We start from the raw sequence: 17,523 nt of genomic DNA, 5'->3' as shown, positions 1-17,523 counted from the left end.
ATTCCGTCCTTACAGAAAGGACAATGGACGACGATACTGAAAACGACAACGACGACGTGACGGTCGAAGGCGACGAAGTCGAGGAAGCGGCGGTCGACGTCGACGAGGACGTGGAGGTCGAGGAACGACTGGAAGTCGACGAGGAGGGAGACGTCCACGAGGAAGTGGCCGTCTCGGAGGGCGACGACGAGACCACCGTCGTGGACGAAGACACTGACGTGGAGACCGAGAGCACCAAGCAACGTGCAGTCGACGGGTTCGACCAGGGCGTCGTCGATCTCCTCTCGTGGATACTCGACACGGAGACTCGCGCGAGAATATACGTCCACCTGCGAAAGAATCCGGGCAGCACGAGCGAAGAGATCGCCGGCGGGACCGGTCTGTATCCGAGTACGGTCCGCGAGGCGCTTGCGGAACTCCACGAGGAAGAGATAGTGAACCGGCGCAAACGCGAGAGCGACGGCGCGGGCAACAACCCGTACGAGTACACCGCTATCGCCCCGAGCGACCTGGTCGGCGGCATCGTCGGACAGGTTCAGAGCGAACTGAACACCGTGTTCAATCTAGACGATTACCTCTCGGAGACCGAGTCAGTCCTCGACGAAGAGGCGGAAGACCCGGTAACTATCACCGTCAAGGACGACAGGGACAGCGACACTGAGGAGTCTCGGGACGACGACGCCGAGACGTAACCCGACTCTTTTAAGCACCGGGACCCGATTTACGACGATATGAAGGTAGCGCTGGGTGGGACGTTCGACCCGGTGCACGACGGGCATCGATCGCTGTTCGAACGGGCGTTCGAACTCGGCGACGTTACCGTCGGTCTCACCAGTGACGAACTCGCGCCGAAGACCCGCAAGGAGGACCGCTACGTCAGACCCTTCTCCGAACGAGAAGCGGACCTCGACGAAGAACTCGCCTCGTTCGCCGAGGAGTACGACCGCGAGTACGAGATACGGACGTTGACGCAACCGACAGGCATTGCCACGGAACCGCAGTTCGACTACCTGATCGTCTCGCCGGAGACGGTCGACGTCGCCGAGCGGATAAACGAGATACGGGAAGAATCTGGCAACGCTCCGCTTACCATCGAAGTCGTCGAGTACGCCCGCGCCGAGGACGGCGACATCATCTCGAGTACCCGCATCGTCCGCGGCGAGATAGACGAACACGGGACCCTCACGCCGGACCGTGAGGGCCGCGAACGACAGGATAGCTGACTCTATCGACTTCGCACCCTCGGTGATGATTGAACCGATCCCGATGTCGACGCGGTCGTGTACGGGACGGCGTCAGCGTTCCGTCCGAACTCGTCGAATCGACGAGGCTGCGTACGACGCCGCTTTCGGCAGCCGTCGCTTAGACCCCGAATAGTCCCGGGCCGATAGCGTTCGGGATTCTGTCCGACAGTATCCGCCCGGTATCTACCAGCCCGGGGGTTCGAGTCCGGCGTTTTCCAGTACGTCTTTCCACCGCTGCTGGATACTCAGCCGCGAAACGTCGGCCGCATCCGCGACTGCCCCCTGGGACCGCTCCTCGCCTGCGATCAACGATCCGGCGTAGAGACTCGCCGCGAGAGACGTTCGTTTGGACCCGTCTTCGGTCTGGATGGCCGTGAGAAACAGGTCTGTCGCCGTCGACCGCGCCTCGGATCCGAGATCGAGGCGGTCAGCCGCGGCGTGGAGCACTTCAATCCACTCCTCGTTATCGACTCTGTCACGGGCCCGATACATGAGCGGTGGTTGTGGTCCGGCGAACTTAAGCGCGCGGTCGGAACGACAGGTATTTTTTGCAGACACGGGTACGTGGGGACGAGCGCGGGTAGCCAAGCCAGGAAACGGCGCAGCGCTTAGGACGCTGTCCCGTAGGGGTCCGCCGGTTCAAATCCGGTCCCGCGCATACAATAATCCGGAGCTTCCTTGCGGTTTTCTGCCTGTCAAAGCAACTATGTCAGGCAACCCAACGAAAGGCTGTGACGATGAATTAGAGGCGGATTCGGGTACCGGACGCCCAATCAAACTTGTCCCTCCCCGATGGGCGAAACCCCCGATCACCGTCTGGTGATTTCCTCTCAGACGTCCGAACAGTATTGAACGTGGCACTCCAACTACGTCTGTGAGAAACAATGCTTCATTGTGAATGCGGGTGGGCTTGGGAATGGGAAGATGATCCGGTTCCTTACTGTCCCTTCTGTGGCAAGTTAGGGGGAGCAGGACCGGGGGCGCCAAAAGAAGCCAAGGAAGCGATTGAGAACGCAGAGAAAGAACGGAACTAATCAATTGAGTCTTCCTGCACTTGACGAGGATTCATCGTTTTCCATTCAGTTCCCTCTCGAATCTCGCCAAGCAGACCTGAATCGCCCTCAGTCAATACCGGGTCAAAACACCGCGTCGCGGCAGTCCAGTCGTGAACGAGGGGGACTCGCGAGCGGCCGAGACAGTCAGCTAGCGTAGGCGGTTGCAACTTCGCTTAACTCGGCGAGAGTGAGCGCGCCACTCGCGTACTGGGTAGCCGCCTGCGAGAGTTCACCGAGATCGATTTCCCCGTCGTTATCCGCGTCGTATTCACCCGATACGCCGTCCAAGGGGCTTCCTTCCACGACGACGATATCGTCACTCCCCAGAGAGACCTCACTGTCGCTTGTCACCGATCCCGAGACCGAGTAGGTCGTTCCCGGATCGACGTTCTCGCCCGCTTCGACCGTGTACTCAGTTACAACTGTCTGGCCCGGGTTTACTCCGCCAACGGCGACGAGCGCACCCGTGGGATCGGCAACCTCGACGACCGGGGACCGCGACTCCCCGTCAACAGTAACGGATTCGATCGACGCGGCCGCGACCTCCGGAGAGAACGATTCGCTGACGGTCAGATCGTCACTCTGTGCGGTGGCTTCCACGGTGACCGTCGTCTCACCCCCGGGTGCTATCTGCGTGGATTCGAGATGGCGTTCGGCAGACGAGTCACCACCCTCGACCGTCGCCGTTTCTGATGCGGTGTCCGTCGCGCCGTCGTCATCAGTGACTGTCACTACTGCGGTGTAGGTCCCCGCCTCGGAGTACGTATGGGTAGCTGTCGGGCTGGACGTCTGTACATCTGCCTGCCCGTCGCCATCGAAGTCCCAGGTGTAACTCGCGATCTCGCCGTCGGAATCGGCGGACGCCGAGGCGTCGAACGTCACCTCTTGACCGGGGACAGGGTCCGCTGTCGACCACGTGATCGACGCTGCTGGCGGCTCGTTCTCTCCGGGGTCTGACCCAGAGGAAACGACGAAGTTCGCCTCAGTCGTCCGTTCGGACTCGACACTGACTGCCGCCGTCTGGTCTGTGTTTCCGTCGCTCTCGGCGACAACCGTGTACTCGCCCGGAGCGATCAGGACTGTGTAGTCTCCCTCTGCGTCTGTCGTCGTCTCTGCGACGACCAGTCCGGACGTGTCTTTGACAGACACCACCGCTCCCGAAATCGAGTCGTTCTCGCCGTCGAATACGGTGCCGGTGATGGTACCGGGACGGTCAGGAACGTCGAGAACAAAGTCCGCAGTGGTCGTCTTCGCAGAGTACACAGTGACCGAATTTCGTTCCTCGGTTCCATCGCTCTCGGCGTATACAGTGTACTCGCCCGGAGCGACCTCGACGGTGTACTCGCCTGAAGCAGACGTCGACGCAGACGCGACGACCGATCCGGAGTCGTTTTCGACAGTCACCGACGCCCCCGAAATCGCGTTGTTCTCCTCGTCGACCACCGCGCCCGTGATAGACCCGGATTCGGTCACAGGACGAACGACGATATCTGCTCCCGTCGTCTGGTCTGACTCGACGGTGACCGATGTTCGCCCCTCCGTTCCGTCGCCTTCAGCGTACACAGTGTACTCGCCCGGAGCGACCTCGACGGTGTACTCGCCTGAAGCAGACGTCGACTCAGACGCGACGACCGATCCGGAGTCGTCTTCGACAGTTACCGAGGCCCCCGAAACCGGGTCGTTGTCCTCGTTCGTTACAGTCCCCGTTGCGTATCCCGGTGACGCGGTCACGAGGACAATGTCCGCCGAAATCGTCGACCCTGACTCGACGGTGACCGAGGTTCGTCCCTCGGTTCCGTCGTTCTGGGCGACGACCGTGTACTCGCCCGGAGCGACCTCGATGGTGTACTCGCCCGAAGCAGACGTCGACTCAGACGCGACGACCGATCCGGAGTCGTCTTCGACAGTTACCGAGGCCCCCGAGATCGCGTTGTTCTCCTCGTCGACTACCTGTCCCGAGATATACCCCGGAGAGCCGGACGATCCGACCGCGGCGTCGATGGACTCGTGGCCACCGTCAGTCGCACGTACGGGCATCGAACCGAGAGCGGTGCCGGCAACGACAACGCTTGTGACCACTACGATACCGAGAGCCAACGCGAGGAGTTTCGACTTCTTATACATAATTTGGTGTAACTGTTAGTGGTGGTTCAGTTCTATTTCTCACCGAGAGGGACCGCGCTGGAATGACAATATTTTGTACTCTCCGTGGATATTATGTTAAATTCCTGTCCCAAAATCGTTTCGCAACTCGTTGTTCACGGGGAGTATCCGGTGCGAACGATCCGCGGGACACAGTCCAGCCACGAGAACTCGACTCGACGAAACGGGTCCAAGACACGACCGGGAAAACGTCACGAGCGTTCCGACGCCGCAGAGAGCGGCCTCGTCACACACAAACAGGGTAGAAACCGCCGCTAGTTCGGATTCACGAACGAGGCAAGCACCATTTCGGATCCGGAATCGCCCTCCCAGACGAGTTCGACGTAACCGCCGGATTCGACCTCGACCTCGATGGAACTCCCCGCGGTGATCCGGCCGTCACTGGATCCTTGCCACTCCGACGTGCTGCGGATGTCGCCTTCGATCGACAGGTTGTCAGCGTCGACGTGGTCTCCTCCATGGTGCGTGATAGTGACCAGTCCGCCGTTCGATGTCTCCTCCCAATCGGCCTCCCACGACACCATCGGGGTTTCCGACTGTCTGCTACTGCTGGCCGAACCGGACATGCTGGTGGCCCCCGTCATCCCCGAATAGTTCTCCCAGAACGCCGCGGCGTCCAGAGTCATCGAGATAGTAAGCGTCCGTTCACCGCCGGTGACGGATACGTCCTCTATGTTCTCGAAGGCTCGCGGCGATTGATTGCGGGCCTCGTCCACGAGGTCCTGTGCGGTGTCTACGGGAACCTCCGTCTCCTCGTCGTAGGCGAGAATGATCTCGTTGTCGGTCGTTTCGCCGTCGAGGGTACCCGACATACCGGCGCCGTAGAGTCCCTCAACCAGTGTCCGGGCGCGCGGGTCCGAGATTTGGTCGCGGACGGGCGATCCGAGGTCGAATTGGCCGCCCATCACGACTGTCGCTTCGCCTAGCTTGTCGATGAGGAGTTCGGCGTACTCGCTCTGGTCGTAGTACCGGTCCGCGTTGCCCTTATTGGCATCTATCATCTTCTCGACAGCGTCGCGGCCGGTCACGTCGGCGTCCTCTATCATCCCGACGACGACGTGCTCGCTGTCGAGGGCGAAAGCGACGGTCATGTCGCTGTACTGGTTGCCATCGTCGCCGTAGTACAGCTCGTACCCCTCGTAGGAGCCGGTCTGATATTCCGCGTCGCTGTCACTTTCCTCCTCTATCTGGGTCTGGATCGAGTCGACATCGAACGACCCTTCGACGACGAACGACGCCCCGGCGGATGCGTCGTCGCGCTCGACGTTGAGCGTGCTACCGCCGACGGCGGTCAACTCTGCGATCTCGGTTAGGTCGACGCCCTCTATCTGCTCGTTTGCCTGTTCCAGACCCTCGAACGGGTCCTGCGGGAGTTCGTCGCGCTGTTCCATGACGCTTTCCACGTCGTAGGACGCGAACCCCCGCGTGTCGATCCCGAGCAGGTCCTTGGGGTCGTACAGCCAGGACGCGTATTCGGGCTGACCGCCAGCCTGCGTGAGACTATCGTCGTCCTCCAGGATACCGGTGCAACCGGCGAGACCCAAGAGGGCGGACACTCCGCTTGCGCGTAGGAACGTGCGTCGTGAGTGAACCATAGATGTCATTTTACTTCGGAGTAGTATAAATGTATGCAACCAGAACAGAGACGGTGAGAAGAGAGGTCGACCGGCGGTAGACCGCTCAATGCATCCCGTCGGAAGGTCCGAGAGCAGCGGATCATTGTCGGCAGGGAAAACGAACCGGAGACTTTTCTTGTTTCGACCCCAATTGCAGCCGAATGAAGCGTCGACAGTATCTCGCCGCCGGCCTGTCGGTCCCCCTCCTCGCCGGTTGTTTAGACGGTCAGACCGACGACGGCGACACGACGAACGCGGAACCGACGGACAGTACCACGTCGACCGAACCCGGGTCGCCCGACTCCGACGGCATCTACGTGCAACCGTTCGTCGAGAACATGCTCACGGCCGGGACGACGGCGAGCGGGGAGTACGAGTTCGGTGTGTTTTACACCTTCCCGCACCAGTTCTGGACGGTGACCGGGACGGAGCGGTCCGAGCAACCGCGTAGCGACGACCATTCGCTCCACCTGATGGCGAGCGTCTGGGACTCAGAGACGGAGACAGTCCTGCCCAACACCGGCCTCTCGGTCGAGATCACTCGGGACGGCGACCTCGTCTCCGAGGAGGTCATCTATCCGATGTTCTCCCAGCGGATGGGCTTTCACTACGGCGCGAACTTCAAGCTGGGCGACAACGGAACGTACTCGGTGACAGTGAGTATCGGCGGAACTGATCTCCGCCGAACGGGGTCGTTCGAGGGCCGGTTCGAGGACCCTGCGAGCGCGACAGTCGATTTCGATTTCACGAAGGAACAGCGGGATAAGTTGACCACGCAGGACATCGATGCCGGCGGTGATCCCGGCGCGGTCGAACCGATGGACATGGGGATGCTTCCGATCGGTCGGGCGAAGGACCCGGCCGACCTGCCGGGGACGGTACTCGGATCGACCACAGCCGACGGGATCACGTACGTCGTCACGAGTATCGGCGACGAGCGGTTCGGCGACGGAACGTACGTCGCAGTCTCCGCCCGGACGCGGTACAACGCCCTTCTGGTGCCGGCGATGGGGCTGTCCGGAACGATCACTCGGGACGGCGAAACGGTGTACAACGGGGCGTTCGAACGGACGCTCGACCCCGAACTGGATTACCACTACGGAGCGCTCGTCGACGGCGTCGAAACGGGCGACGAACTCTCGCTGTCCGTCGACGTGCCGCCGCAGGTTGCCCGCCACCAGGGGTACGAAACGGCGTTTCTGGACACGCCGACAGTGGACATGACATTATGAACGGCCGACGGTCAGCAGTTGTCGTGGTCGCACTCATGCTGGTCGTCGCGCCGCTTCTTGGGATCGGTTCCGCGCCGGCCGACGCGCACGGAAACCACGTCACAGCGGGGTCGCAGGTGGCCGCGGACGGAACAGTCGTCGTCGAGGAACTGTTCATCCTCGAAAACGGCTACCTCGTCATCCACGAGAGCGACGACGGCGACCCCGGAAAGATACTCGGACACGTGGCGATCGAATCAGGCTACCACCGGGGCGTCTCCGTTTCGCTAGACGAGTCGTGGTGGGACACCGCCGCGGACAACGAATCTCTCGTAGCCGTACTCCACCGGGATGCAGAAGGCGGCGACGAGTTCGACCCGGACGCCGACACGCCGGTGTCCGCGTTCGGAAGCCTCGCCGGGGCGGAGTTCGACGTTCGGGAGGGTGATAAGCCGGTCAGTGTCGTCGCAACCTCGTTCGAAGGACACGCCGTCGAGGACTCGGTGACGGTCCCGCGCGTCCAACTCGCCGACGACGGATATCTCGTCGTCAGGGCGAACGAGGAGGGCGAACCGGGTGAGGTAATCGGCCGGGAGCGACTCGAAGGCGGGACGCACGAGAACACAACCGTTCCGGTCGACCGGGAGATGCTCACCGGCAATGATTCGACAGTGTATCTCTGGGTGTCGGTGTACAACGACGACGGCGACGGGGCATTCGATGCCGAACGCGACGACCCCGTCACCGTCGCCGGGTCGCCGGTACAGTCGCGGATCGTCGCGCAACTGAACGCGACCGAATCGGACATGTCCGTCGGCGTCAACACGCCGGAACCGACGACAACCGGGGCGGCCACGAGCCACGATACGACGGGAGCGTCCGATGACGCGAACGACGGCACGTCGGGCGGCGAGGAAACGGATACGCCCGCAGTCGGCGTCGTTGGAACGGTCGTCGCCGTACTGCTGGGACTGCTACTGGCGGTGAGACGGCGATGACCGTTGGAGAGCGCGGGATCCCCCTTCGAGAATCGCACCAGAACCCCCATTTGCTCGGGGACGCAAGGGGGCGACGATGACGCTGTCCCCGGACCAGTCGCGCCGCGAGTTCATGAAAGCGGCCGTCGCGATGGGAGGGGCGTCGGCCCTGTCCGCGTGTCTCGACCGCGATGACGAGTCGGGCGAGTCGGAGACGACGGCCGGACCGGTCCCCTCCGGGGTCGACGACCCCGCCGACCTCCCAGCCAGCCAGCACGGCTGGAACGACCAGTTGCCCGAAGACGAACACGGCAACGCCGTGTTACCCCGACACCACGTCTTCCTCTACCTGAACCTCGACGAGTCGGGCGAACCGAGCGAGGAGGCCCGCGAGACGGTCGCGTCCGCTCTCGCTACGCTCGACCGGGCGTACGAGCGCTCGAACGAGGGGCTCATTTACTCCGTGGCGTACTCGCCGTCGTACTTCGACCGGTTCGACGAGTCGCTCCCGGACAGCGTGAACCTGCCCGAGCCGAGACGGCTCTCGTCGTTCGAGGAACCGGAACTCGATACGCAGGACGCCCTGTTACACATGTCGAGCGACCGCGCGGACGTGGTTCTCGAAGCGGAGGAGGCGCTTCGCGGGAACGTCGAGGCCAACGGCGTCGAGATGGAAACGCCCCTGTTCGATGTCGTCACGGACGCTGACCGCCGGACGGGGTTCATCGGCGACGGCATGCCGGCCGAGCGCCAGGACGTCAAGGGAATTCCGGACAGTAAGCCGGTCCCCGAGGAGTCGCCGCTGTTTATGGGGTTCAAAGCCGGCTTCGTCGGCAACCAGGCGACCGAGGAGTACGTGAGCATCGACGAGGGACCCTTTGCCGAGGGGACGACGAAACACCTGGCCACGATCCGCCAGCGGCTCAGCGACTGGTACGTCGAGAACGATTTCGAGGAACGCACTCAGAAGATGTTCAGTCCGCTCCACTCGGAGGAAGGGTTGGTCGAGTCGACCGGACACGAACTGGGAGACCACAGCGGAGTCACGCCCGAGACGACCGAGGCGATGCCGGACCACGCCCGCGAGTTCGGCCGGGTCGGGCACGCACAGAAGATGGCCCGTGCGAACCGTGACGACGACGGAAATCCCCTGTTGCTCCGCCGCCACGTCGAATCGACTGACAACGACGAAGTGAGCCTTCACTTCCCGTCGCTTCAGCAAGATATCGCCCAGTTCGAACGGGTCCGTCAGGCCATGAACGGAACCGACGTCGACAGCCCCTCGGTTCGTCAGCGAGTGAACAACGGGATCCTAGAGTACATCTTCGTGAAACATCGCGGGAACTTCCTGGTTCCGCCGCGCCGACACCGCGCGCTCCCGAGGCCTCGACCGGAGTAACCGGCGAGACTGCCTTCGCGGGTCAGTTTCGACCGAACTACGAGCAGAAGATTAAACAGATATGATCCGACAAGAAACCGTATGAGACGACGAACGTTTCTCGCGAGCGCGGCGTTTACCGCCAGCCTCGCGGGTTGTCTCGGGACGGACGACGATACGTCAACCGGCGATACGTCGACCGACGATACGAACACCGAGACGACCGCATCGACAGAGAGAAACGGCGAGTACGAAACGAACGGTGACTTCCCGCCCGATGAGGACCCTGCAGATGGCTATCCGCCGGAGTTCGACGACGTACCGAACGAACGGTCCATCGACACCGATGCCTTCGAGACGAACACGCAAAACGGCGTGGACGTACCGCTCGCGCCCATCGATGTCGTCAACTACTGGTACCGGCGCGGCGAAGCGCGGATCGCCGACGCCCGCGGCGAACAGCAGTTCGACACCTCCCACGTGTACGGTGCGGCGCTGTCACCGGCGTGGAACCAGGACGATTCCGACCCGGTGCGTGACTGGCCCGAAAGCGACCGGATCGTCTGTTACTGCGGGTGTCCGCATCACCTGTCTTCCGTCCGCGCCGCGTCGCTCATCGACGCTGGCTACGAGGAGGTGTACGTCATCGACGAAGGGTTCTGGGAGTGGCACGAACGCGACTACGCGATGGCGGGGAACGACCTCTCCGAGACGCCGTTCGGATATGCCGTGCGGGGGCGAACCGACGCCCGGTACGGCGGCGAGGACATCTGGGCCCGCCACGAGCCGTCCGGACAGCGCGAGGCGACGAGCATCGATTCCGACGGCCGCTTTAGCGTCACGCTCCGGTTTATCGATGTCGACCTGAGCGACCCCATCGTCGTCGAAACACCGGGATACGTCGTGGAAGCGCCGTTACGACAGCTCGCTGATAAGACTGTCACCGCCGATATGGCCTGACAGATGTCGGGAGAACGGCGTCTGACGGGCGGATGACGCGACGCAAACCTTTTTCGTGGAGGGTGAGTTGAATCAAGCAATGCCGGAGGCAAGCGAGTTGTTCGCGGAGTTGTTGCCGGACGTCGACGCCGTCGTGCTGTTCTCGCCCAGCGGCTCGTACTACGAAGACGTGATTGCCGACGCGCAAGTGCCGGTGCTTGTCGTGTCCGACGAGAACGCCGTCGGTGCCGAGGAGTTCGTCGAACTCCCGCTTGAGTTCGACGACGTGGCAGACCGGATACGGTTCGGCATCGAGGGAGCGCTCGAACAGGGGTTGGTCGAGGACGGCGACGTGGTCGCCTGCGCGGTAACCATGTTCAGCGACGAGATAGATACGGTCACACGCGTCCGCGTCGACGAGACCATGGAGTCGGGGATTTACAACCTGTTTTCGGACTCCCGGGCCGAGGCGAGCGTCATTCGCGCCGTGCTGGAACTGGCTATCGAACTGGGGAAGAAAGGCCAGAAAGGCAAACCGGTCGGCGCGCTGTTTGTCGTCGGCGACGCGGGGAAGGTGATGAACAAATCCCGCCCCCTGTCGTACAACCCGTTCGAGAAGTCTCACGTCCACGTCGGCGACCCCATCGTGAACGTGATGCTCAAGGAGTTCTCGCGGCTCGACGGGGCGTTCGTCATCAGCGACTCCGGGAAGATAGTGTCGGCGTATCGCTATCTCGAACCCTCCGCGGAGGGGGTCGACATCCCGAAAGGCCTCGGCGCGCGCCACATGGCCGGCGGTGCCGTCACCCGTGACACGAACGCGACCGCTATCGTCCTGAGCGAGAGCGACGGGCTCGTTCGCGCGTTCAAAGGAGGCGAACTAGTGCTCGAACTCGATCCGGAGGACTACTGATGGTCGAGTGGCGAATGGTCGCCGACCAGCCGGCGGCGCTGGCGGCCGCGGTACTCGCTGTCGGTATCCTACTCGGGTATCTGGTCGGGAAACTCAACAAGCGCCTGCTCACCGCCGCGGGCGTCCCGGGTGCGATCGAGGGAACGCCGTTCGAGCGGACCGCCCAGAGTCTCGGAACGTCGACGGTCACTATCGTCGCGCGACTGAGTTCCTGGTTCGTTTACGGCGTCGCCGTCCTGACGGCCATCCACATCGCGCGGCTTGTCAACGCACAGACGTTCTGGCTACGCGTTACCTCCTTCGTCCCGCAGTTGTTCATCGCGGCGCTCGTGTTGATCGTCGGGTTCGTCGTCGCCGACAAGGCGGAACTGATCATCAGCGAGCGGCTCCGGGGCGTCAAGCTCCCCGAAGTGTCGATCCTGCCGAAAGTTGTCAAGTACAGCGTCCTCTACATCGCCTCGCTGGTCGCGCTCGGCCAGATCGGGGTCAACACCGACGCGCTCATCGTCCTGCTCGCAGTGTACGTGTTCGGCCTGGTCTTTCTCGGCGGTCTCGCGTTCAAGGACTTCCTCGCTTCCGGGGCGGCGGGCGTCTATCTGCTACTGAACGAACCGTACGGCATCGGCGACAACGTTCGGATCGGCAAGCACGAGGGAATCGTCCAAGAGGTCGACGTGTTCGTCACCCATATCGAGAACGACGAGGAGGAGTTCATCGTCCCGAACAGTCGCGTGCTGGAGGAAGGTATCGTCCGGATGCGGAACTAATCGTCGCCCAACTGGTCGCCGTTCATCGGCCGCGCCGGCACCCCAGCCACCGTCTCGCCCGGCGGTACGTCTTCGGTGACAAGCGAGTTAGCTGCGACGCTTGCACCCTCGCCGACCCGGACGCCCGGGAGGAGGATCGCGCCGGCCCCGATCATCGCCCGTTCGCCGACGACGACCTCGCCCGTGCGGTACTCGTCTTGCAGGAACTCGTGACAGAGGACGGTGACGTCGTAGCCGACGATAGCGTGGTCGCGGACGGTGATCAGTTCGGGCCAGAACACGTCCGGAGTCGACTCCAGTCCCCACGAGACGCCTTCGCCGACGGTGACGCCGATCCGACGGAGCAGCCAGTTCTTCAGCCGGAGACTCGGCGACACCCGGCAGATCCAGATCACGACGTAGTTCAGCGCGACCCGCAGGAACGGTTTCGCCTCGGGCCAGTGCTGGAGGGAGTTCAAGGGGCCGGGTGTCGCGTGTGCGGTGACGCGGTCGTGGCGGGTCGCGGTCCCCTGAGACTCCGCCGGCGTCTCGGTGTCGTCGTCGGTCACGGCTCGGCGTTCGTCCCGGCGGGATATAAACGCACCTGGGGCGGTCCGCAGGGCGGCTTACGCCCCGCGGAGGTCGTTCACGTGGTCGATGCGCTTCTGAACGAGGTCGGCCGTGCCGATGTCGTGGCGGATCCGCAGGCCCTCCTCGCCGGCGACGGCGAGCGCGTCCTCCGCTATCTCCTCCGCGTCGGCGATGGTGTCGCCGACGCCGACGACGGCGAACGACCGGGACGTCGTGGTGTAGATCCCGTCATCACGTGCATCCACTGAAGCGTAGTACAGCAACGCCTCCCCCGCGCTCTCTTCGTCGACCCGGACTTTCGCACCGGATTTCGGGTCCGTCGGGTACCCCTCGGGGACGGCGTACTTGCAGACCGTCGCCTTTTCGGCGAAATCGAGGTCTGGCAGGGACTCGTCGTCGCGCGCGGCGGTCAGCACGTCGAGGAAGTCGGTTTCGAGGACCGGTAGCGTGTTCATCGCCTCGGGGTCGCCGAATCGGGCGTTGAACTCGACGACGCGCGGCCCGTCCGCGCCGAGCATGAACTGGCCGTAGAGGACGCCGCGGTAGCCGTCCAGCGCGTCGACGGTCGCCTCGATGATCCGAACTGCCTCGCGGTAATCGGCCTCGTTCATGAACGGGAGTTGCGGGATCGAGTCGCTGTAACTCCCCATACCGCCGGTGTTCGGCCCCTCGTCGCCCTCGTAGGCGCGCTTGTGGTCCTGCACGGCGGGCGTGGTACGTACCTCGCCGTTCGCGACGAACGCCTGCAGGGTGAACTCCTCGCCGACGAGACGCTCTTCGAGGACGAACTCCTCGTACTCGCTCTCGCGGACGTACTCCATCGCTTCGGCCTTCGTGATCTGGTCGCCCGTGACGCGGACGCCCTTCCCGCCCGTCAGTCCGGTGGGCTTGACCGCGAGGTGGCCGTCGTACTCGTCGATGTACGCCGCCGCGTCCTCGGGGTCGTCGAACGTGGCGAAATCCGGACAGCCGGGGATATCGTGTTCGGCCATGAACTCCCGCTGGAACTGCTTGTCCGTCTCGATGCGTGCCTCGGCCCGTTTCGGGCCGAACGCGTACACGCCGACGTCTTCGAGGGCGTCGACGACGCCCGCGGCGAGCGGCGTCTCCGGGCCGATAACCGCGAGCGTCGCGTCGACCGACTCCGCGTAGTCGGCCACCGCGTCGACGTTCGTCGTGTCCAGGCTCTCGAACCCGTCGGCGATGCGCGTGATGCCGGGGTTGCGGTTGCCCGCGCAGGCGTACAGGTCGCAATCCGACTCCGACAGCGAGCGAGCAATAGCGTGTTCGCGGCCGCCGCCGCCGACCAGCAGGACAGTCTCCGTCATAGACGTTGGTGGTGAGCACGGAGGTGTAAAGTTTTCTTTTCGCGCAGGGGGTATAATGCATGTCCGTGGATATAACGCGGGATTTGCCGACGCCGCCGATACGCGGCAGTCGTACCGACGACTTGGGGTTTACGAGTCTCCGGACACTACGTCCGGCCATGAGCGCACCGACGGACCGCAACCGCCTCGACGAGGAGGAGAGCCCGTACTTGCGCCAGCACGCGGACAACCCCGTGAACTGGCAGCCCTGGGACGAACAGGCTCTGGAAGCGGCGAAAGAGCGAGACGTTCCGATCTTCCTCTCGGTCGGCTACTCCGCCTGCCACTGGTGTCACGTGATGGAGGAGGAGAGCTTCGAGGACGGAGAGATAGCCGACATGCTCAACGAGGACTTCGTCCCGATAAAGGTCGACCGCGAGGAGCGGCCCGACCTGGACAGCATCTACCAGACTGTCTGCCAACTCGTCAGCGGGCGCGGCGGGTGGCCGCTCTCCGTCTGGCTGACGCCGGAGGGAAAGCCGTTCTACGTCGGGACGTACTTCCCGAGAGAGGAAAAGCGCGGGATGCCCGGGTTCGGCGACCTGCTGGATAACATCGCGAACTCCTGGGAGACGGACCGCGAGGAGATGGAAAACCGGGCACAGCAGTGGACCGATGCGGCGACGGACCGACTGGAGGAGACGCCGGGTGCGGGCGGGGCTGCGCCGGGGAGCGAGATACTAGAGACGGCCGCCGACGCCGTGCTCCGCAACGCCGACCGCGAACACGGTGGATTCGGCTCCGGAGGACCGAAGTTCCCGCAGCCACAGCGCATCGACCTCCTCCTGCGGGCGCACGCCCGGACCGGTCGAGACACGTATCGAGAGGTCGTCGAGGAGACGCTCGACGCGATGGCGGACGGGGGCGTGTACGACCACGTCGGCGGCGGGTTTCACCGCTACGCGACGGACGCCGACTGGACAGTGCCTCACTTCGAGAAGATGCTGTACGACAACGCGGAGCTCCCGCGGGCGTATCTCGCCGGCTACCAGGTGACCGGAGAGGAGCGGTACGCCGAGGTAGCCCGCGAGACGTTCGCGTTCGTGGAACGGGAGCTCACCCACCCGGAAGGTGGGTTCTTCAGCACGCTCGACGCCCAGAGTGCCGTCCCCCAGAGTCGGGTTCCGGACGCCGACGAACGCGACGACGAACCGGGCGACGAGGAGGGCGCGTTCTACGTCTGGACGCCGGCGGAAGTCCGGGCCGTCCTCGACGAGCAGATGGCGGACCTGATCTGCGACCGCTACGGGATCACGCCGTCGGGCAATTTCGAGGGGGGAACAACGGTGCTGACGATCAGCGAGAGCGTCGAGAGCCTCGCCGACGAGTACGACCTCGACCCAGACGCCGTGGAGAAGCAACTCGACGCGGGAACCGACGAACTGTTTCGGGCCCGCGCCGACCGGCCGCGCCCCCGCCGTGACGAGAAGGTGCTGGCGGGGTGGAACGGCCTGATGATCGCCGCGCTCGCCGAAGGCGGCATCGTGCTGGACGAGGCGTACGCGACGCTCGCCGAGGACGCGCTGTCGTTCGTCCGCCAGCATCTCTGGGACGAGGAGACGGGGCGGCTGAGCCGTCGGTACAAGGACGTCTCCGAGTCCGCGGACTCGGAGGCTCGGGAGACGGAGTCTCCCGGTGGGGACGTCAAAGGCGACGGCTACCTGGAGGATTACGCTTTCCTCGGCCGCGGCGCGTTCGTCCTGTACGAGGCGACCGGCGACGTGCAGTATCTCCGGTTCGCGCTCGACCTTGCCCGAGCGATCGAGGCGGAGTTCTGGGACGGGGACGCGGAGACGCTGTACTACACGCCGGAGAGCGGCGAGGAACTGGTCACGCGCCCGCAGGAACTCCGCGACCAGTCGACGCCTTCGAGCGTCGGCGTGGCGCTCGACCTCCTGCTCTCGCTCGACCACTTCGTCCCGCACGGCGACTTCGCGGAGATAGCCGAGGCGGTCGTCGGCACGCACGGCGACCGGATACGGTCGAGTCCGGTCGAGTACTCCTCGCTGGCGATGGCCGCCGACCGCGTGGAGGCGGGCGGCCTCGAACTCACGGTCGTCGCCGACGACGTGCCCGAGTCCTGGCGCGCCCGGTTCGCCGGCGAGTACCTCCCGAACCGGATCCTGTCTCGCCGCCCGCCGACCGAGGACGGCCTCGCAGAGTGGTTGGACGAGTTAGACCTCGACGACGCGCCGCCGATCTGGGCGAACCGCACTGAGGACGGCGGACAGGCGACGCTGTACGTCTGCCGCTCGTTCACCTGTTCGCCGCCCCAGACCGACGTGGACGCGGCGATGGAGTGGGCGGAGGATCTCGCGCCGGGAACGGCGGATACAGGCGACGGAGACGGAGTGTAGAGCGAACGGTAGGTCGGTTCGGGCCCCGAAGGCGGGTGGGAGGCAACTGTTTTGGGATGTCGCTTACGGGCGTCAATCCCCTTCCGTTCGGTATGGAGACACCAGCAGCACTCGAAGAAGTAGCCGGGGAACGGGACGCCGTCGAGATCGGCAAACGTGAGTACGACGACGAGAGCGTCGTCGTCGTTGATTTTGGACCGACGGGTGACAAACCGGTAGTCGACATCGTCGACGGCACGGCCATCGTCGTCGTGGACGGGAGCCAGTTCGAGTTCGACGTACCGGACGACGCTTCCGACGTGACCGTCAACGACGGCATCCTCACTATCACGGAAGAGAAGTAGGCACGCGGGCCAGAGAGAAGGGGTTGGATCCGGCCGACAGTGCCGGGCGGTGTAGTAGCCGGTGAAACGGTTCACACAGTGATCGCCCGATAGCAGGCGATCGAGTGTGCAATGACTTTCACTGGCTACTGTAGTTACGGCGACGTTTCGAGTTCCTCTAACTGTTCGGCGATGAACGCGGCGGCGGGGCGGTCCTCTTCTTCGACGAAACGGGCGACCTCGTCGCCATCGCGTTCGACGGCGTCATCGGTGGCCGAAGAGTTCTGACTGTCCGTCGAGTTTCGCTCGACGATGATCGTGGGGATGAGTTCGATCCCGTACTCGTCGACCAGTGGACCGACCTTCTCGCCGTCTTCGCGCTCGACGGGGTAGTGTTCGATCTGGTCGTCAGGTATCCCGGCGGCGTCCAGCGCGGCGGCGAAGTCGGGAAGTGCGGCGCGACAGTCCTTGCACCAGTCGCCGCCCCACACTTTGTACGTCAGGTCGTCGTGAGCCGCCAGTGTGTCGACGGTGTCCTCGTACGCCGTTTCGTCGAACGTCGGAGTCGGCTGCATCGTGTCGAGTTCCATACACCGCAGTTGGCGTTCCAGCGATTTAACCGCCGCGCTCCCTGCGAACCCCG

16 protein-coding genes and 1 tRNA gene are annotated in these 17,523 nt (G+C 63.8%); 11 read left to right on the top strand and 6 right to left on the bottom strand.

Annotation, left to right across the window (positions count from 1 at the left end):
• The first annotated feature begins 23 nt into the window (after positions 1–23).
• Both SM753_RS02310 and SM753_RS02305 read left to right on the top strand, forming a co-directional pair.
• On the top strand, positions 24–692 hold the full coding sequence (locus tag SM753_RS02310; RefSeq protein ID WP_323190377.1) for a winged helix-turn-helix transcriptional regulator: 669 nt from the start codon (positions 24–26) through the stop codon (positions 690–692).
• A gap of 39 nt (positions 693–731) precedes the next feature.
• On the top strand, positions 732–1,223 hold the full coding sequence (locus tag SM753_RS02305; RefSeq protein ID WP_138797670.1) for a phosphopantetheine adenylyltransferase: 492 nt from the start codon (positions 732–734) through the stop codon (positions 1,221–1,223).
• 204 nt (positions 1,224–1,427) lie between these two features.
• Here SM753_RS02305 and SM753_RS02300 read toward each other — a convergent pair whose 3' ends face one another.
• The gene (locus tag SM753_RS02300) at positions 1,428–1,736 is read right to left on the bottom strand and encodes a transcription initiation factor IIB family protein (protein WP_138797669.1); all 309 of its coding nucleotides are present in this window, start codon (positions 1,734–1,736) and stop codon (positions 1,428–1,430) included.
• A gap of 82 nt (positions 1,737–1,818) precedes the next feature.
• Between SM753_RS02300 and SM753_RS02295 the strand changes: the two genes are divergently transcribed.
• Positions 1,819–1,902 (top strand) — tRNA-Leu (locus SM753_RS02295).
• 541 nt (positions 1,903–2,443) lie between these two features.
• Here the strand turns inward: SM753_RS02295 and SM753_RS02290 are convergent.
• Positions 2,444–4,423, bottom strand: coding sequence for a carboxypeptidase regulatory-like domain-containing protein (locus SM753_RS02290; RefSeq protein ID WP_323190376.1), 1,980 nt, complete (start codon positions 4,421–4,423; stop codon positions 2,444–2,446).
• Between the two features lie 293 nt (positions 4,424–4,716).
• Positions 4,717–6,057: a twin-arginine translocation signal domain-containing protein gene (locus SM753_RS02285; protein ID WP_323190375.1), complete on the bottom strand. Its 1,341-nt coding sequence runs from the start codon at positions 6,055–6,057 to the stop codon at positions 4,717–4,719.
• Positions 6,058–6,239: 182 nt separating this feature from the next.
• Here SM753_RS02285 and SM753_RS02280 point away from each other — a divergent pair, with 182 nt between their 5' ends.
• The 6 genes from SM753_RS02280 to SM753_RS02255 all read left to right on the top strand — a co-directional run bounded on the left by SM753_RS02280 (position 6,240) and on the right by SM753_RS02255 (position 12,263).
• Complete coding sequence (locus tag SM753_RS02280; RefSeq protein ID WP_323190374.1) at positions 6,240–7,310, top strand: iron transporter; 1,071 nt, start codon at positions 6,240–6,242, stop codon at positions 7,308–7,310.
• Positions 7,307–8,287 (top strand): hypothetical protein, encoded by a 981-nt coding sequence (locus tag SM753_RS02275; protein WP_138797665.1) that lies wholly within the window; start codon positions 7,307–7,309, stop codon positions 8,285–8,287. The genes SM753_RS02280 and SM753_RS02275 overlap by 4 nt, the downstream gene beginning before the upstream one ends.
• A 76-nt stretch (positions 8,288–8,363) precedes the next feature.
• A complete protein-coding gene (locus SM753_RS02270; RefSeq protein WP_138797664.1) occupies positions 8,364–9,665 on the top strand; it encodes a twin-arginine translocation signal domain-containing protein in 1,302 nt (433 codons plus the stop codon).
• Between the two features lie 81 nt (positions 9,666–9,746).
• Positions 9,747–10,604 carry a rhodanese-like domain-containing protein gene (locus tag SM753_RS02265; RefSeq protein ID WP_323190373.1) on the top strand — a complete coding sequence of 286 codons (858 nt, stop codon included), beginning with the start codon at positions 9,747–9,749 and terminating at the stop codon, positions 10,602–10,604.
• Between the two features lie 79 nt (positions 10,605–10,683).
• Positions 10,684–11,496 carry a diadenylate cyclase DacZ gene (gene dacZ / locus SM753_RS02260; protein ID WP_323190372.1) on the top strand — a complete coding sequence of 271 codons (813 nt, stop codon included), beginning with the start codon at positions 10,684–10,686 and terminating at the stop codon, positions 11,494–11,496.
• The gene (locus SM753_RS02255) at positions 11,496–12,263 is read left to right on the top strand and encodes a mechanosensitive ion channel domain-containing protein (protein WP_323190371.1); all 768 of its coding nucleotides are present in this window, start codon (positions 11,496–11,498) and stop codon (positions 12,261–12,263) included. The genes dacZ and SM753_RS02255 overlap by 1 nt, the downstream gene beginning before the upstream one ends.
• On the opposite strand, the gene SM753_RS02250 is transcribed toward SM753_RS02255, so the two are convergent.
• Positions 12,260–12,811, bottom strand: coding sequence for an acyltransferase (locus tag SM753_RS02250; protein ID WP_323190370.1), 552 nt, complete (start codon positions 12,809–12,811; stop codon positions 12,260–12,262). The two genes, SM753_RS02255 and SM753_RS02250, sit on opposite strands and share 4 nt — an antisense overlap.
• A gap of 57 nt (positions 12,812–12,868) precedes the next feature.
• The gene (gene purD, locus SM753_RS02245; protein ID WP_323190369.1) at positions 12,869–14,161 is read right to left on the bottom strand and encodes a phosphoribosylamine--glycine ligase; all 1,293 of its coding nucleotides are present in this window, start codon (positions 14,159–14,161) and stop codon (positions 12,869–12,871) included.
• Between the two features lie 158 nt (positions 14,162–14,319).
• Between purD and SM753_RS02240 the strand changes: the two genes are divergently transcribed.
• Both SM753_RS02240 and SM753_RS02235 read left to right on the top strand, forming a co-directional pair.
• Complete coding sequence (locus SM753_RS02240) at positions 14,320–16,557, top strand: thioredoxin domain-containing protein (RefSeq protein ID WP_323190368.1); 2,238 nt, start codon at positions 14,320–14,322, stop codon at positions 16,555–16,557.
• Between the two features lie 92 nt (positions 16,558–16,649).
• The gene (locus SM753_RS02235) at positions 16,650–16,901 is read left to right on the top strand and encodes a hypothetical protein (protein WP_323190367.1); all 252 of its coding nucleotides are present in this window, start codon (positions 16,650–16,652) and stop codon (positions 16,899–16,901) included.
• Between the two features lie 134 nt (positions 16,902–17,035).
• Here SM753_RS02235 and SM753_RS02230 read toward each other — a convergent pair whose 3' ends face one another.
• Positions 17,036–17,470 carry a thioredoxin family protein gene (locus tag SM753_RS02230; protein ID WP_323190366.1) on the bottom strand — a complete coding sequence of 145 codons (435 nt, stop codon included), beginning with the start codon at positions 17,468–17,470 and terminating at the stop codon, positions 17,036–17,038.
• Positions 17,471–17,523: the final 53 nt, after the last annotated feature.

The organism is Halostella sp. PRR32 (assembly GCF_034808085.1).
GTDB lineage: Archaea > Halobacteriota > Halobacteria > Halobacteriales > Natronoarchaeaceae > Halostella > Halostella pelagica.
The sequence above is the reverse complement of the archived record's forward strand: the minus strand, read 5'-3'. Positions and strand labels throughout refer to the sequence as shown.

Bases quoted from the DNA above. Each gene is read 5' to 3' on its own strand.
- SM753_RS02290 (WP_323190376.1), bottom strand. From the start codon at position 4,423: ATGTATAAGAAGTCGAAACTCCTCGCGTTGGCTCTCGGTATCGTAGTG.
- SM753_RS02255 (WP_323190371.1), top strand. From the start codon at position 11,496: ATGGTCGAGTGGCGAATGGTCGCCGACCAGCCGGCGGCGCTGGCGGCC.
- SM753_RS02285 (WP_323190375.1), bottom strand. From the start codon at position 6,057: ATGGTTCACTCACGACGCACGTTCCTACGCGCAAGCGGAGTGTCCGCC.
- dacZ (WP_323190372.1), top strand. From the start codon at position 10,684: ATGCCGGAGGCAAGCGAGTTGTTCGCGGAGTTGTTGCCGGACGTCGAC.
- SM753_RS02240 (WP_323190368.1), top strand. From the start codon at position 14,320: ATGAGCGCACCGACGGACCGCAACCGCCTCGACGAGGAGGAGAGCCCG.
- SM753_RS02275 (WP_138797665.1), top strand. From the start codon at position 7,307: ATGAACGGCCGACGGTCAGCAGTTGTCGTGGTCGCACTCATGCTGGTC.
- SM753_RS02280 (WP_323190374.1), top strand. From the start codon at position 6,240: ATGAAGCGTCGACAGTATCTCGCCGCCGGCCTGTCGGTCCCCCTCCTC.
- SM753_RS02270 (WP_138797664.1), top strand. From the start codon at position 8,364: ATGACGCTGTCCCCGGACCAGTCGCGCCGCGAGTTCATGAAAGCGGCC.
- SM753_RS02265 (WP_323190373.1), top strand. From the start codon at position 9,747: ATGAGACGACGAACGTTTCTCGCGAGCGCGGCGTTTACCGCCAGCCTC.
- SM753_RS02310 (WP_323190377.1), top strand. From the start codon at position 24: ATGGACGACGATACTGAAAACGACAACGACGACGTGACGGTCGAAGGC.
- purD (WP_323190369.1), bottom strand. From the start codon at position 14,161: ATGACGGAGACTGTCCTGCTGGTCGGCGGCGGCGGCCGCGAACACGCT.
- SM753_RS02300 (WP_138797669.1), bottom strand. From the start codon at position 1,736: ATGTATCGGGCCCGTGACAGAGTCGATAACGAGGAGTGGATTGAAGTG.
- SM753_RS02235 (WP_323190367.1), top strand. From the start codon at position 16,650: ATGGAGACACCAGCAGCACTCGAAGAAGTAGCCGGGGAACGGGACGCC.
- SM753_RS02305 (WP_138797670.1), top strand. From the start codon at position 732: ATGAAGGTAGCGCTGGGTGGGACGTTCGACCCGGTGCACGACGGGCAT.
- SM753_RS02230 (WP_323190366.1), bottom strand. From the start codon at position 17,470: ATGGAACTCGACACGATGCAGCCGACTCCGACGTTCGACGAAACGGCG.